Annotated in this window: 14 protein-coding genes; 10 read left to right on the forward strand and 4 right to left on the reverse strand. The window is 74.1% G+C overall.

The features are described 5' to 3' along the window. Positions 1-221 precede the first annotated feature (221 nt). Entirely contained in the window at positions 222-2,333 is a 2,112-nt protein-coding gene (locus tag ACGH52_RS05290; protein WP_399937926.1) for a SpoIIE family protein phosphatase, read from the forward strand. On the opposite strand, the gene ACGH52_RS05295 is transcribed toward ACGH52_RS05290, so the two are convergent. Further along, positions 2,323-3,165 (reverse strand): putative protein N(5)-glutamine methyltransferase, encoded by an 843-nt coding sequence (locus ACGH52_RS05295; RefSeq protein WP_399937928.1) that lies wholly within the window; start codon positions 3,163-3,165, stop codon positions 2,323-2,325. The genes ACGH52_RS05290 and ACGH52_RS05295 overlap by 11 nt on opposite strands. A gap of 262 nt (positions 3,166-3,427) precedes the next feature. On the opposite strand from ACGH52_RS05295, the gene ACGH52_RS05300 reads away from it, so the two are divergent. From ACGH52_RS05300 to ACGH52_RS05325, 6 genes are all read left to right on the forward strand, one after another. Beyond that, complete coding sequence (locus ACGH52_RS05300; RefSeq protein ID WP_076973068.1) at positions 3,428-3,922, forward strand: MarR family winged helix-turn-helix transcriptional regulator; 495 nt, start codon at positions 3,428-3,430, stop codon at positions 3,920-3,922. Positions 3,923-4,012: 90 nt separating this feature from the next. Further along, the gene (locus ACGH52_RS05305) at positions 4,013-4,618 is read left to right on the forward strand and encodes a sulfite oxidase-like oxidoreductase (protein WP_121700639.1); all 606 of its coding nucleotides are present in this window, start codon (positions 4,013-4,015) and stop codon (positions 4,616-4,618) included. Beyond that, on the forward strand, positions 4,611-5,387 hold the full coding sequence (locus tag ACGH52_RS05310) for a ferredoxin reductase (RefSeq protein ID WP_238696585.1): 777 nt from the start codon (positions 4,611-4,613) through the stop codon (positions 5,385-5,387). Before ACGH52_RS05305 ends, ACGH52_RS05310 begins: the two co-directional genes overlap by 8 nt. Before the next feature lie 150 nt (positions 5,388-5,537). After that, complete coding sequence (locus tag ACGH52_RS05315) at positions 5,538-6,122, forward strand: hypothetical protein (protein WP_121700640.1); 585 nt, start codon at positions 5,538-5,540, stop codon at positions 6,120-6,122. A gap of 118 nt (positions 6,123-6,240) precedes the next feature. Beyond that, positions 6,241-7,209 carry an acetylxylan esterase gene (locus tag ACGH52_RS05320; protein WP_399937930.1) on the forward strand — a complete coding sequence of 323 codons (969 nt, stop codon included), beginning with the start codon at positions 6,241-6,243 and terminating at the stop codon, positions 7,207-7,209. A gap of 124 nt (positions 7,210-7,333) precedes the next feature. Next, positions 7,334-8,110, forward strand: a complete 777-nt coding sequence (locus tag ACGH52_RS05325) for a GntR family transcriptional regulator (RefSeq protein ID WP_399937932.1) — start codon at positions 7,334-7,336, stop codon at positions 8,108-8,110. A 9-nt stretch (positions 8,111-8,119) separates the two neighbouring features. Here the strand turns inward: ACGH52_RS05325 and ACGH52_RS05330 are convergent, their stop codons facing one another. Beyond that, positions 8,120-8,845: a class I SAM-dependent methyltransferase gene (locus tag ACGH52_RS05330; protein ID WP_399937934.1), complete on the reverse strand. Its 726-nt coding sequence runs from the start codon at positions 8,843-8,845 to the stop codon at positions 8,120-8,122. 4 nt (positions 8,846-8,849) lie between these two features. Beyond that, positions 8,850-9,437, reverse strand: a complete 588-nt coding sequence (locus ACGH52_RS05335; RefSeq protein WP_210975433.1) for a PadR family transcriptional regulator — start codon at positions 9,435-9,437, stop codon at positions 8,850-8,852. 91 nt (positions 9,438-9,528) lie between these two features. Here ACGH52_RS05335 and ACGH52_RS05340 point away from each other — a divergent pair, with 91 nt between their 5' ends. From ACGH52_RS05340 to ACGH52_RS05350, 3 genes are all read left to right on the forward strand, one after another. Next, positions 9,529-9,948, forward strand: coding sequence for a nuclear transport factor 2 family protein (locus tag ACGH52_RS05340; RefSeq protein WP_399937937.1), 420 nt, complete (start codon positions 9,529-9,531; stop codon positions 9,946-9,948). A gap of 369 nt (positions 9,949-10,317) precedes the next feature. Continuing rightward, entirely contained in the window at positions 10,318-11,457 is a 1,140-nt protein-coding gene (gene rho / locus ACGH52_RS05345) for a transcription termination factor Rho (RefSeq protein WP_210975431.1), read from the forward strand. Positions 11,458-11,582: 125 nt separating this feature from the next. Beyond that, positions 11,583-12,767: a D-alanyl-D-alanine carboxypeptidase family protein gene (locus tag ACGH52_RS05350; protein WP_210975430.1), complete on the forward strand. Its 1,185-nt coding sequence runs from the start codon at positions 11,583-11,585 to the stop codon at positions 12,765-12,767. An 18-nt stretch (positions 12,768-12,785) separates the two neighbouring features. On the opposite strand, the gene ACGH52_RS05355 is transcribed toward ACGH52_RS05350, so the two are convergent. Continuing rightward, the gene (locus tag ACGH52_RS05355) at positions 12,786-13,718 is read right to left on the reverse strand and encodes a glutaminase (RefSeq protein ID WP_171987020.1); all 933 of its coding nucleotides are present in this window, start codon (positions 13,716-13,718) and stop codon (positions 12,786-12,788) included. Between the last annotated feature and the right edge of the window lie 91 nt (positions 13,719-13,809).

Here is a 13,809-nt window from a genome sequence, read left to right on the forward strand (position 1 = left end):
GGACCGTCCGCAGAGTCATGTACAGACCAAGGCCGGACGCCTCCCAGACGACCCCGGCCCCGCTCGGCGCGCTTCGTGCGGCGGTCCCCGGCCCGCGGGGAGATGCTGGGAGGAGACGGCGGCGCCCTGACGGACCGGCCCCGTGCGCGGTGGAACGCGGTAGAACGAGGGGGTCGGCAAGGCAGGGCGTGCCGCGTCGAACGGCGAAGGCGGGGCGTGGGATGAGTGCAGCGGGGTCTGCTGGGTTCGAGGGCGAGCCGTCGCCGCACGGCCCGGTGCGGCCCAGCGGGCTGCTCGACCTGTTGAACGTGGCCTCGATCGTGCTGGACTCCGAGGGCCGGATCGTCCTGTGGAGCCCGCAGGCCGAGGAGCTGTTCGGCTACACCGCGCCGGAGGCGCTGGGGCGGTACGCCGCCCGCATCATGGTCCACGAACGCCATCTCGACCTGGTGGTGAAGCTGTTCGAGGACGTCATGAGGACCGGCCGGAGCTGGGCCGGTGCCTTCCCCGTCCGGCACAAGGACGGCGGCACCCGGCTGGTGGAGTTCCGCAACATGCGCCTGCTCGACGACCGCGGGGACGTCTACGCCCTCGGGCTCGCGGCCGACCAGTCGATGGTCCGCAGGCTGGAGCGGGACGTCGCCCTGTCCACCAGGGTGATCATGCAGTCCCCGATCGGTCTGGCCGTCCTGGACCCCGAGTTGCGGTACGTCTCGGTCAACCCGTCCCTGGAGCGGCTCAACGGCATTCCCGCCGAGGAGCACCTCGGCCGGACGATCCGTGAGCTGCTGCCGCAGGTGGACGCCGACTCGATGGAGGGGGCGGCGCGCGAGGTGCTGGAGACCGGGCGGCCGGTCGTCGACCGGCCCGTGACCGGGCGAACCCCCGCCCATCCGGACGAGGAGCACGTCTGGTCGGTCTCGCTGTACCGGCTGGAGGACGCCCTGGGTGCCGTACTGGGCGTGGCCGTCTCGGTCGTCGACGTCACCGAGCAGTACCGGACGGCGGCCGAGGCCGAGAGCGCGCGGCGCCGACTCGCCGCCGTCGCGGACGCCTCCGCCCGGATCGGCACCACGCTGCGACTGGACCGCACCGCGTACGAGCTGGCCGACGTGGCCGTGCCGGGCCTCGCCGACATCGCCGCCGTGGACCTGCTGGACGCCGTGGTCGAGGGCCGGCCCAGCACACTGGGACCCGCCGAACCGGCGGTGATCAGGGCGCTGGCCGTGCGCGCCGACGACGACTCCGGGGACGCGCTGCGGGCGGCCGACCCGCCCGGCCGGGTCGCCCGGTACGGGCCGGACCGCCTGGTCACCGAGTGCGTGCGCACCGGTCGGCCGGTGATGATGGCGCGAGTGGCACGGGAGGACCTGGGGCGCGTCGCCCGCTCGCCGGAGGCGGCCGAGCTGCTGCGCCGGGCGGGCGTCCACTCGTACCTGGCGGTGCCGCTGATCGCGCGGGGCGAGGTGCTCGGTGCCCTGGACCTGAAGCGGACCACCAACCCCCTGCCGTTCGACGAGGACGACCTGCTGCTGGCCCGTGAGCTGGCGGCGCGGGCGGCGCTCCAGATCGACAACGCCCGCTGGTACCAGAACGCCCGCGACACCGCCCTCACCCTCCAGCGCAGCCTGCTGCCCAGCCATCCGCCGGTGACCGGCGGGCTCGAGGTCGCCTCCCGCTACCAGCCGGCCGGGGGCACCAGCGAGGTCGGCGGCGACTGGTTCGACGTGATCGAGCTGGCGGGCGGCAGGACCGCGCTGGTGGTGGGCGACGTGATGGGCAGCGGCATCGCGGCGGCGGCCTCCATGGGGCGGCTGCGCACCGCGACGAACACCCTGGCCGCCCTCGAACTGGACCCCGCGCAGCTGCTCGGACACCTGGAGCGGACCACGGCGGGCCTCGACCAGGCCATCGCCACCTGCCTGTACGCCGTCCACGACCCGCACCGGCGGCGCTGCCTGATCGCCAACGCCGGGCACCTGCCCCCGGTCCGCCTGCGGGCCGGTCACCCGCCCGAGCTGCTCGACCTGCCCACCGGGGTGCCGCTCGGGGTGGGCGGCGTCGCCTTCTCCACCACCGAGGTCGGCCTGGAGCCGGGCGACCGGCTGGTCTTCTACACGGACGGCCTGGTCGAGACGCGCGGACATCCGCTGGACGAGCGGCTGGACGCGCTCCTCGCCCTGCTGGAGGGTCCGGACCGCCCGCTGGAGGAGGTCTGCGACCTGCTGCTGCGCACCCTGCACGAGCCGGAGAACTCCGACGACGTGGCCCTGCTGATCGCCCGGGCCACGCCGCCGGACCAGCGGTACGGGGCGCGGCGGGTCAGACCCTGACGCCGATCACCACATGGGCGTACAGCTCCTCGCAGACCGCGAGGCGGGTCGTCAGACCGGCCCGGGTGAAGGCGGCGACGGCGTCGGGCGCCTGTCGCTCACTGGTCTCGGCCAGCAGGCAGCCGCCCGGGGCGAGCCAGCCGGGCGCCGCTGCCGCGACCCGGCGCAGCACGTCGAGGCCGTCGGTGCCGCCGTCCAGGGCGACCAGCGGTTCGTGCTCGCGGGCCTCGGCGGGCAGCAGGGCGACCTCCCCGGTGGGGACGTACGGCACGTTGGCCGCGAGGATGTCCACCCGGCCGCGCACCGCGTCGGGCAGCGCGTCGAACAGGTCACCGGCGTACACCCGGCCGCCCGCGTCCGCGAGGTTGCCGCGGGCGCAGCGCACCGCGGTGGGATCGACGTCGGCGGCGTGCACCTCGGGACGGTCGAGGGCGGCGGCCAGGGCCGCGCCGACGGCCCCGGACCCGCAGCACAGGTCCACGACGACGTTCGCGTGCGGCGCGTGGGCCAGGGCCCGCGACACCAGGAACTCGGTCCGGCGGCGGGGCACGAAGACACCGGGTGCCACCGCGATGCGCAGGCCGCGGAACTCGGCCCAGCCCAGGACGAGTTCGAGGGGCAGGCCGGTGACGCGGCGGTCGACCAGGGCGGTGAGTTCCGCGGCGGTGCGGGCGGCGCTCAGGATGAGCGCGGCCTCGTCCTCGGCGAAGACGCAGCCTGCGGCACGCAGCGCGGCCACGACGGCGTCAGGCGACGGGAGGGACGCCGAGAAGAGGGAGGAGAGGTCCGGGGAGGACGCGGGGGTGGGTGAAGCGGGGAAGGTGGAAGGCATGGAAGCCGAGAGCCTTTCGGGAACCGAAGGGCGCTCTCCCGGTCACTCGTCTCCGGTGACCGCACTGCCGTGAGGTGAGAGCACCCGGGCCGACACAGCGGTAATCGGTCTCACCTCCCAGTCGTCCGGCGGCCGGGGCGGTCCGCGGCCGCCGGTCACACTACCCCAATGATCAGACGCCGGCGGCCTCCCGCACATGGTTGACTCGCGCAACTTCCCGGTCAAAGTTGTACTGTGCAACCAGCGATGCGGAGGAGGAACCGTGACGGCTGCCGAGAAACCGGGCGGAACGACCGCCGTCCCCGGCCAAGGCCCCGCGGACGCGGCCGTGGAGAGCATCCAGCGCGAGATGACGGCCTTCGCCCGCCGGGCTCGCGCCTCGGCGGGACGCATGCACCCGGAGCTGTCGCTGGTGTCGTACACGCTGCTGGGTCATCTGGAGGAGCGGGACGGGCGCCGGGCCACGGACCTGGCCGCCCACTACGCCCTGGACAAGTCCACCGTCAGCCGCCAGGTGTCCGCGCTGGAGCGTGCCGGGCTGATCGAGCGGCGCGTCGACCCGGACGACCAGCGCGTCCAGGTCCTGCACCTCACCGAGTCCGGACGGCACGCCCTGGACCGGGTCACCGAGCGCCGCAGGACCGCCTTCCGGGAGCGGCTCGCCGACTGGCCCGAGGAGGACCTGCTCCGCTTCGCCGCGTATCTGGAGCGGTACAACGCGTGGCCGGGCGCGGCCCCGGGCGGGGACCGGGACTGAGCGGCGCCGGGGACACGTACCGTTGACGGGTACGCACAGATCACGCCGGCCGCGGGCAGCCCGCCCCGGCGGCCCGAAAGGCTCCACCGCATGAACACCACCCGAGGCTTCACCGGGCGCCCGCGCGCCGCCCGGCCGGGTCTGCCGCCCGGCCAGTACGACGCGGGCGACGACTGGCCCGTGCTGTCCGCCGAGGTCACGCCCGAGATCGCACCCGCCGACTGGACCTTCCGCGTCGGCGGTCTGGTGGCCGAGTCCCGCACCTGGGACCTGGCACAGGCCCGCCTGCTGCCGGCGTCCGGGTACGCGGGCGACATCCACTGCGTCACCGGCTGGTCGAAGTTCGGGGTGCGGTTCGGCGGGGTGTCCCTGGACGCCTTCCTGGACGCCGCGGGTCCCCTGCCGTCGGCCACGCACGCGGTCGCCCACGCGCACACCGGCTACACCGCGAACCTGCCGCTGGCCGACCTCACCGGCGGGCGGGCCTGGATCGTGTGGGAGTACGGCGGTGAGCCGCTCGCCCCCGAGCACGGCGGCCCGGCACGGCTGGTGGTGCCGCACCTGTACTTCTGGAAGAGCGTGAAGTGGATCGCGGGGCTGGAACTCCTCGACCACGACGAGCCGGGCTTCTGGGAGCAGAACGGCTACCACGCGCGCGGCAATCCCTGGGAGGAGCAGCGGTACTCCGGTGACTGAGACAGCCACGCACACGGCGGGAGCCGTCACTCCCCCGACGCGGTTCGCCGTGCCCGGACGCATCGAGGTGAACGGCCGGGTGGCCGGGACGTGGCAGACGGCCACCCTCACCGAGATCCGCCGCGAGACGCCCCGCGCGTCGACCTTCCGCTTCGCCGTGCCCGGCTGGGCGGGACACCTGCCCGGCCAGCACCTGATGCTGCGGCTCACCGCCGAGGACGGCTACCGGGCGCAGCGCCACTACTCGCTGGCGTCCGCCCCGGACGAGTCCGGGCACATCGAGCTGACCCTCGACCGGGTGCCGGACGGGGAGGTGTCCGGCTGGTTCCACACGGTGGCGCGGCCCGGCGACGAGATCGAGGTGCGCGGCCCGCTCAGCGGCTTCTTCGCCTGGCCGGGCGACCGGCCCGCCCTGCTGCTCGGCGCCGGTTCCGGCGTCGTACCGCTGATGTCGATGGTGCGGCACCACCGGGCCAGGGGCCTGACGGTGCCGCTGCGCCTGCTCGTGTCGGCGCGCGGCCCCGAGGAACTGATCTACGCCGGTGAGTTCGGCGCGGAGACGACGCCCGTGTTCACCCGCACCGCGCCGGCCGGGACGCCCGTGGGCCGGCTGGCCGCCGCGCACCTGGCGCCGCTCCTGTCCGAGCCGCCCGCCGGCGGCTGGGAGGCCTACGTGTGCGGGTCCAACGCGTTCGCGGAACACGCCTCGCGCCTGCTGGTGGCGGCCGGACAGCCGGTGGACCGGATCCGGATCGAACGCTTCGGCTGATCCGCCCGGTGCGTGAGCGAGGACCGCAGGACTGGGTACCAGTCCAGTGCGGGCACTCGCACACGTGGCGCGACACGAAGGCGCGGCGGCCCCCGCGCTCGACGGCCGTCCGTTCGCCCCTCCGGTCGCGGTGATCGCGGGGAGGTCGACATGCGAACCCGGGTACGCGGCTGGCGCTGGCGGCGCAATCCTCTTCGGCGCCGGTCGGACGTCGTCGAGGCGTGGATCACAGTGGTCGTCGCCCTCCTGCTGTTCGTGGCCGCGCCGCTGCTGGGTGCCGCCACCGCGTGGTGGGGCTACGGCCAGGCCCGGGCGATCGTCGCCGAGCAGCGGGCCGAGCGGGACCACGTCCGTGCCACGGTGGTGGACCGGTCCATCGCCACCCTGTCGACGGAACAGCTCGGCGCACAGCACTCGTACCGGGCGACCGTCCACTGGAAGGCGGCGGACGGTACGGAGAAGAGCACCACGGCCCGGGTGCCGGCCGGCACCCGGCACGGTGACACCGTCGACGTGTGGCTGGACTCCCGCGGCCAAAGCGTGCCCCCGCCGTCGGACGGTGCCGAGATCTGGCAGCACAGTGCCACCCTCGGCTCGTTCACCACCATCGGGACGGCGCTCACGGTGCTGCTCGCGCACCGCGCCGTGCGGGCGGTGGCGCTGCGCCGCCGCATGGCGGAGTGGGACCGCGACTGGGCGCTCACCGAGCCGCGGTGGACCCACCGCCGGGCCTGACGTCTCCCCCGCCCGCGCGCGTCCCGAGCACGGCCGGACCTGGCGTCCCCGCGAACCGCTCACGTACCGTGTGATCATCCGCACGGTCTGCCGCGTCTCCCCGCAAAGGCGGTTCTCGATGGCCCTGTTCGACCTTCCGCTCGACGAACTGCGCGCCTACCGCAGCGCGTCGGCCGAGCCAGAGGACTTCGACGCCTTCTGGGGCGAGACGCTCGCCCGGGCCCGAGAGCACGACCTGGACGCCCGCTTCGAACCGGTCGACACGGGACTGTCCACGGTGCTGGTGTACGACGTGACGTTCGCCGGGTTCGGCGGTCACCCGGTGAAGGGCTGGCTGACCCTGCCGTCCGCGGCGGCCAAGCCGCTGCCGCTGGTGGTGGAGTTCGTCGGGTACGGCGGCGGGCGCGGGCTGCCGCACGAGCACCTGCTGTGGGCGTCCACCGGCCGGGCCCACTTCGTGATGGACACCCGCGGTCAGGGCAGCGCCTGGGGCGGCGGTGGCGGCACCGCGGACCCCGTCGGCGGCACACCCGCGTACCCGGGGTTCATGACCCGCGGCCTGGACGCTCCGGAGAACTACTACTACCGCCGGGTCTTCACCGACGCCGTGCGCGCCGTCGAGGCGGCCCGCTCCCACCCGCTGGCCGACCCGTCCCGCACGGTCGCACTGGGTGCGAGCCAGGGCGGCGGCATCACGATCGCGGTGGGCGGCCTGGTGCCGGACCTGGTCGCCGTCGCGCCGGACGTGCCGTTCCTGTGCGACTTCCCGCGCGCGACCACGCTCACCGACCGGCACCCCTACCGCGAGGTGGGCCTGTACCTGAAGACGCACCGCGGCCGGACCGGGGACGCGCTGCGCACGCTGTCCTACTTCGACGGCGTGCACTTCGCGGCGCGGGGCCGGGCACCGGCGCTGTTCTCGGCCGCCCTGGAGGACCAGACCTGCCCGCCGTCGACCGTTTTCGCCGCGTTCAACGCCTGGACGCACGAGGACAAGACGATCGAGGTGTACGACTTCAACGATCACGAGGGCGGCGGGCCGTTCCAGGAGGCCGCCAAACTGCGCTGGCTGAGCCGTTACGCCTGAGGTCCGTGGGTGGTGTTTCGGCCGAACCGGCGGACCGGTCTTCCCAGCTGGTTTAGACCAATGGTAATCCTGGTGGCGCACCGAGCCCGCGCGGCTACCGTACGTCATCAACAGGAGGCGCGGCATGGCCCGCACCACCCCGCACGACCCTTCCCCCGTCGACCTGGCCCCCGCCGACCCGTCGCCCGCCGACACCCGGCCGCCCCTGTACCGGCGGGTGGCGGACCAACTGCTCGGCGAGCTGCGTGACGGGACCGTCCCGCCGGGGGAACGGCTGCCCGGCGAGCGCCGGCTGGCGGAGCACTTCGGAGTCAGCCGGGAGACCGTGCGGCAGGCGCTGGACGTGCTGCGCAGGGACGGCCTGCTCACCACCGACCGGCGGGGCAGCCACGTCGCCCTGCCGGGGCAGCCCGCCGGGAGTGCGGCGCCCCTGGTCTTCCCCGTCGGCGCCCGGGCGGCGGAGCCGCGCACCGGCGACCGTGCCACCGTCGTCTGGGGGACGCCGCCGCCGGAGCACTCCGCGGCGCTGGGGCTGGTGCCGGGCCGGCCGACGCTGATGCACCACTACACGTCGGCGGCGGCCGGAGGCGACGGCAGGCGGACGGCGGTGACATCGTTTTCCGCGGTGGCACTCGCCGAGGTCGAGGAACTGGCCCGCTACCGCGACCGGGCCGACGGGGTCGCCCGCGCGCAGCTGCGCCGGGCCTACGACTGGATGCGCCGGGCGGGCCTGACGCTGCATCACCGGGACACCATCACGCTCCAGCCCGACACCGCGTCGGTCCGGGTGGTGCGGCGGGTGCACGACCAGTACGCGCGACCGCTGGAGATCACCGACCTCCTGGTGGACACCCGCCAGGACGCCCTGGTCTACGAGTTCACCCTGCCGGCGGCCGGCTGACCCGGCGCGCTACGGGAGTCGCCGGGCCACGACCAGCCGGACCCGCGGGCTGCCGTCGGGGCGGCGCCCGAACTCCGGCAGGGCGTGCAGGTCCGCCCGGAAACCGGCGCGGGACAGCTCCCGTCCCACGTCCCCGAGCCGGAACGTGCGGTAGTACATGACGAACGGCGGCCGCCACAGCGCGTTGCGCACCCGCATCGCGGCGTCGAAGCCGAGCAGCATCCAGTACCCCGGTGAGCCGGGGCGGGGCGGGGCGACGACGGGGAAGGCGAAGCAGCCGTCCGGCCGCAGCACGGAGCGCACCTGGCCGAACAGGCCCGGCAGTTCGCGGGGCAGGAAGTGCCCGAACGCCCCGAAGCTCACCACGAGGTCGAAGGCGGGGCCGAACGGCAGGGCGCGGGCGTCCGCACGCACCCAGGACACCGCCGGGCCGCGCGGCGGGGTGCGCCCGCGCGCGACCTCCAGCATCCCCGCACTGAAGTCCACCCCGGTCACACGCCGTTCGCACACCCGGGCCAGCACGTCCAGGCCCGCGCCGGTGCCGCAGCACAGGTCGAGTCCGGCGTCGAAGGGGCCCAGCGGCTCCAGCGCGCGGGCCACGGCGTCCAGCACCCGGCCCGGCGTCCGGTACGGGGTGTGGTCGAACTTCGGGGCGAGCAGGTCGTAGCCGCGCTCGACCGACGACAGTGCCTGGACGGCGAGTTCGCGCAGGGTGGGGCCTTCGGGGCTGAACATCCGGTCAGCCTAGGGGCTGTCCGGCGGGCCCCGCGGGGGCGCGGCGCCCGGCGAGTACGGTGAGCGCGTACTCGCACCAGCGGGCGTTCTCCCGCTCGAACGCGATCCCGGCGGCCAGGGTGAGGTAGGGCCCGACGCGGGCGGCCTCCCGGAGGTGCTCCTCCTCGGTGCGGCCGTCCAGGAGGCGTGCACGCACCCGCTCGTAGCGGGCGAGCTTGCCCAGCGCCCAGGCCCTGCGCTCCTCGACCAGCGCGCGGACCGCCGCCGGGTCGACGCCGTCCATGGCCTGCATCTTGATCAGGAACTCGTCGCGGATGGCGGTGGGCCGCCGGGTCGGCTCCGCCGCGAAGACGCCCAGCTGCTCCCGGCCCGCCTCGGTGAGCGAGAACAGCCGCTTGGTGGGCCTGCGTTCCTGCGGCACGGTGCGGGCCTCGATGAGTCCGTCGCCCGCGAGGCGCTCCAGCTCCCGGTAGAGCTGCTGCGGCGTGGCGGGCCAGAAGTTGGCGAGCGACACGTCGAACACCTTGGACAGCTCGTAGCCCGAGGCCTCGCCCTCCAGCAGGGCGGCCAGGACGGCGTACTTGAGAGACATGTCGACACGCTAGCAAGCACGGGGCACGGCGACTACTCTACTCCACACCTATTCAAATAGTTCAGTAATAGTTCCGTATGAAGGAGTGGCGATGCGGGCATTCCGCGCGGCGGTCGAGGCACACGACCTGGACGCCGTCGAAGCACTGCTGGCCGACGACGTGGTGTTCTCCAGCCCCGTCGTCTTCAAGCCCTACCGGGGCAAGGCGATCACGGTGGCGATCCTGCGCGCGGTCGAGCGCGTCTTCGAGGACTTCCGCTACGAACGCGTCATCGGAGAAGCGGACGGCCGCGACCACGCGCTGGTCTTCACGGCGCGGGTGGGCGACCGGGAGATCAACGGCTGCGACTTCCTGCACCTCGACGCGTCCGGCCGCATCGACGAACTGACGGTGATGGTGCGCCCGCTCTCGGGCGCACAGGCCCTGCAGACCGCCATGGCCGCGCAGTTCGAGCGGATCGCCGAGGAGGCACGGGAGACGCGGGAGACGCGGGCGGGCTCGGCCGGCTGAGCCCGGCACGGCACATCGCGGAAGAAGGACGGAATAGCCTTCGGACCGGCCGCGTTGCATGGGGTGGGACGCGATCTGTCCCGCCCCACCCCCGCGGCGCACAGGCCCGTGGTACGGTGCAGTCAGCACTTGTGTACGCCCCCTCGATCGGGGCGCCGGTGCCAGTTTTCCTTCGGTTCACGGATCCGCTCGTCCTGATGCGACCGGCGCGTCCGCTTCTCAGCACAACCTCGTGAGCAGGGACCTCATCCCCGCCGTGTCCGAGGTGCTGTTCCCGCCGTCCGGAGGCGTGTCGTCCGACCCCTCGCGCGGCTTCCCCCCTTCCCTTCCGCATGTCCCATGCCGGCGTCCTCGAAAGGACCGACCACCATGACCACCACACTCGAACACCCCCCTGTGCAGCAGTCCCCGACCGAGATCGCCAGCGGTGTCCTCGACATCGAAGCGGGCGGGAAGGGGCGTCTGCGAGGCAGGAGCCTGCATCCCGAGCCCTCCGACCTCACCCTCCCGGCCGCGTTGATCCGCCGGCACGGGCTGCGCAAGGGCGACCTCGTCGAAGGGGTGTGCGGCGAGCGGCGCACCCTGACCGACGTCGTCCGCGTCAACGGCCGCACGCCCGACCGGCGGGTCAAGCGGCGGCACTTCGCCGACCTGACCCCGCTGCACCCGCACGAGCGGCTGCGGCTCGAACACCCGGCGGCCGGCCTCACCGGACGCGTCACCGATCTGATCGCCCCGCTCGGCAAGGGCCAGCGCGGCCTGATCGTCGCTCCGCCGAAGACCGGCAAGACCGTCCTCCTCCAGCAGATCGCCGCCGCGGTCGCGGGCAACCACCCCGAGTCCCGGCTGATGGTGGTGCTGCTCGACGAACGCCCCGAGGAGGTCACCGACATGCGGCGCTCGGTGCGCGGCGAGGTGTACTCCTCGACCTTCGACCAGAGCGCCAAGCAGCACATCGCGCTCGCCGAGCTGGTGATCGAGCGGGCCAAGCGGCTCGTCGAGGCCGGGGAGGACGTCGTCATCCTCCTCGACTCCCTCACCCGGCTGTGCAGGGCGCACAACAACGCCGCCGCCTCGGGTGGCCGCACGCTCAGCGGCGGCGTCGACGCCGGGGCGCTGCTCGGACCCAAGCGCTTCTTCGGCGCGGCCCGCAAGGCGGAGGAGGGCGGCTCCCTGACCATCCTCGCCACCGCCTTGGTGGAGACCGGTTCGCGGGCCGACGACTTCTACTTCGAGGAACTCAAGAGCACCGGCAACATGGAACTGCGGCTGAGCCGGGAGCTGGCCTCCCGCCGGGTCTTCCCGGCCGTGGAGGTGATCGGCTCGGGCACCCGGCGCGAGGAACTCCTGCTCTCCGCCGCCGAGGCGACCGCCGTGCGCGGGCTGCGGCGGGCCCTGGGGACCCGGGACGGGCAGTCCGGCCTGGAGACCCTGCTGGAGCGGCTGCGCCGGACGCCGGACAACGCCACGTTCCTGCGGCAGGTGCAGCCGACACTGCCGGCCGACTGACGCCCCGCGCCTACGACGGCGACGCGGCGGCGACGGCCGGGATCGGCTACGGCATCCGGGTGTTCACGGAGCGGACCCGGCCCGGTCAGCGTGGCGGTGCCGAGGGTCGTTCCTACGTTTGCGGTATGACTATCGGATTCTCATCCCGGGCATCCCGGACGGCTCGCTCGTCCTGCATGCTCTGCGTGGCCGGACTGCTGACGCTCGTGCCGGCCGCCGCGGCCGCCCCCGCCGAGCGGCCGGACCCCGGCCCGCCCGGCGGCGTGGCGGCGGCCGGGCCGTCGCCGCTGCACCGCTCCGGCACCCAGGTCCGGCCGCACCCCGGAGCGCCCCGGGTTCCCGATGTCTCCGCGCTGTCCTGGGTCGTGGCCGACGCCGGCACGGGCGACGTGCTCGCGGCGAACGACGCGCACCGCAGGCTGCCGCCGGCCAGCACCCTCAAGACGCTGTTCGCCCTCGCGGTGCTGCCCGCCCTGCCGGGCGGCATCCGTCACGAGGTCAGCACCGAGGACCTGTCCGGCATCGGTCCGGGCAGCAGCCTGGTCGGTGTCGTCGAGGGCCAGACGTACCGCGTCTCCGACCTGTGGAACGGCGTCTTCCTCAACTCCGGGAACGACGCCGTGCACGTCCTCGCCTCGCTCACCGGCGGCTGGAGCGCCACCGCGGCCCGGATGCAGGCCGAGGCCCGCGCGCTCGGTGCCCTCGACACCCACGTCCGCTCGCCGGACGGGTACGACGCCCCGGGTCAGGTCTCCTCGGCGTACGACCTGGCCGTCTTCGGCCGGGAGGGGCTGCGGCGCCCCGACTTCGCCCGGTACTGCGCCAAGGTCGACGCGCTGTTCCCCGGCCGCGACGGGAGTTCGTACGGAATCGTGAACACCAACCGGCTGCTCACCGGGGCCGACGGGGTGGAGCCGTACCCGGGGCTGATCGGTGTCAAGAACGGCTACACCAGCAACGCCGGCAACACGCTCATCGCCGCCGCCCGCCGCGACGGACGGACCCTGGTCGTCACGGTGATGAACCCGCAGGAGGGCGGCGGCCACGCCGTGTACGAGGAGGCCCGGTCGCTGCTCGACTGGGGCTTCGAGGCGGCCGGCGAGGTCGACCCGGTCGGCTCGCTGGCCCACGAGGGCGTCCGGCCCCGGCAGGGACCGCAGGCCGCCCCCGCGGCGGCGACCGCGGTGAAGCCGGCCGAGGACGGTCCCGGCTGGCCGGAGACCGGCGCGATCCTGGGCGTCGCGGCGCTCGGCGCGGGCGTCGTGGCACTCGTCCTGCGCCTCAAACTCGTACGGGACGACGGCAGTTGACCCAGGCCTCGCGCACGCTCAGAACACCGACAGTCCCGTGAGCGTCGTGAAGCGGTCCAGGGCCGCCACCCCGGCCACCGAGTTGCCCCGCTCGTCCAGGCCGGGGCTCCACACGCACAGCGTGCAGTGCCCGGGCACGACCGCGATGATGCCGCCGCCGACCCCGCTCTTGCCCGGCAGTCCCACCCGGTGGGCGAAGTCGCCGGCCGCGTCGTAGGTCCCGCAGGTCAGCATCACCGCGTTGACCTGCTTGGCCCGGCTGCGGCTGAGCAGCCGGGTGCCGTCGGCGCGGATGCCGTGCCGGGCCAGGAACCCGGTCGCCAGGGCGAGGTCGGCGCAGGAGGCGGTGACGGAGCACTGGCGGAAGTACTGTTCGAGGAGCACCGGCACGGGGTTGTCGATGTTCCCGTACGACGCCATGAAATGCGCCAGCGCGGCGTTCCGGTCGCCGTGCGCGGCCTCGGAGGCGGCGACCTCCTCGTCGTGGGTGAGGTCCGGGTTGCCGCTCTCCGCGCGCAGGAAGGCGAGCAGTTCGCCGGCCGCGTCTCCGGTGCGGGTGTGCAGCCGGTCGGTGACGACGAGGGCGCCCGCGTTGATGAACGGGTTGCGCGGGATGCCGTTCTCGTACTCCAGCTGCACCAGGGAGTTGAACGGGTTGCCGGACGGCTCGCGGCCCACGTGTTCCCACAGGGCGTCGCCCTCCCTGGCCAGGTCGAGGGCGAGGGTGAAGACCTTGGTGAGGGACTGCGCGGAGAACGGCTCCCGCCAGTCCCCCACCCCGTACACCGTGCCGTCCAGTTCGGCGACGGCCATGCCGAAGCGGCGCGGATCGCGGGCGGCGAGGGCGGGGATGTAGTCGGCGGGCCGGCCGCTGCCCGGGGTCCGCTCGATCTCCTCGGCGATGCGCTCCAGGACCGGCCGGAAGGTCGTCGGTGTGCTCATGATCGCCATTCTCCCTCCGGGCCGGTCGGGGCGGCGGGAGGCCGACGGTGGGTGGGCCCCCGTGCCGGGGTGGTGCTGGCCTCACCCCCGGTTCGGGGGC

The organism is Streptomyces sp. BBFR25 (assembly GCF_044590125.1).
Lineage (GTDB): Bacteria > Actinomycetota > Actinomycetes > Streptomycetales > Streptomycetaceae > Streptomyces > Streptomyces canus_D.